The organism is Jeotgalibacillus proteolyticus (assembly GCF_050107735.1).
Classification (GTDB): Bacteria; Bacillota; Bacilli; order Bacillales; family Jeotgalibacillaceae; genus Jeotgalibacillus; species Jeotgalibacillus proteolyticus_A.
This window is the reverse complement of record NZ_JBNILO010000029.1, coordinates 1-847: the sequence shown is the minus strand read 5'-3', so window position 1 is coordinate 847 and position 847 is coordinate 1. Positions and strand designations below refer to the sequence as shown.

Here is an 847-nt window from a genome sequence, read left to right as displayed (position 1 = left end):
GCGCGCGACAAGTTCTGCTATAAGCGCTTTGCAGCGTGAAATGCAGGGAATTCGATTAAGAAATTCCAACTTTACAACCGAAGGTCGGAATGATGAAACCATGTTTTTCCGAAACGACCTCATCAAGACTCCTGCGTGCGTCATGAAAGACAGTTCATGGGGTTCGAAGCACAGGTAGAGTCGGCAGAAGGAAAGCTAGAGCCATTCCATTGGAAGAGGTATGCTAACTGATATGCCGGTTGGCTGAAAAACTAGATAAGGTGAGTATGTTCCACTCGAAAGGAACTGACAAACTTCCGAAATTAAAGGTCTAAAGTTAGAACATAGTGTAAAGCTATGTCCCACCTTACGGTGGGGCGAGTGGTGTTGAGTAAAACTGCTCCCTCTGAAATACGCTATACCGAACAATGGCGGTATCAAGCTCGCAGGCTTAAAGGAAGCACCTACGTCTAGAATGGATAGCTACGTTGTAAGGTACTTGGGAAGCAAGGAACGTTGAAATAAGGACTGTCATCCAAAACGTTTGTAATAAGGCAAAAGCCAAAATACATTTATCTTTGTGAAGGTAGGGGCATGACCTATGAATCTCTTGTAATGAGAGTGGAGGAACAGCCCCAAGTCTAGTGATGTAGAATGATTATTTTCTTTTACGTGAATGACATCGATCGGGTAGGAATGTGGGAACATCACTCATTGGGAGGGATGCCACAATGTCAACTTTGAGATATTGGGATTACTACAATATGACGGAAACCTTTACTGATTTACACGAAAGAGCTAGCCAAAAAGAATCTTTTAACCATCTATATGACATTATTACATCCAGAGAAAATATTCTACTAGCTTA

Annotated in this window: 1 pseudogene; it reads left to right on the top strand. The window is 42.3% G+C overall.

The window, feature by feature from the left end:
- Positions 1-710: 710 nt before the first annotated feature.
- Positions 711-847, top strand: a pseudogene (locus tag ACQCT8_RS18960) (reverse transcriptase domain-containing protein); the annotation flags it as partial.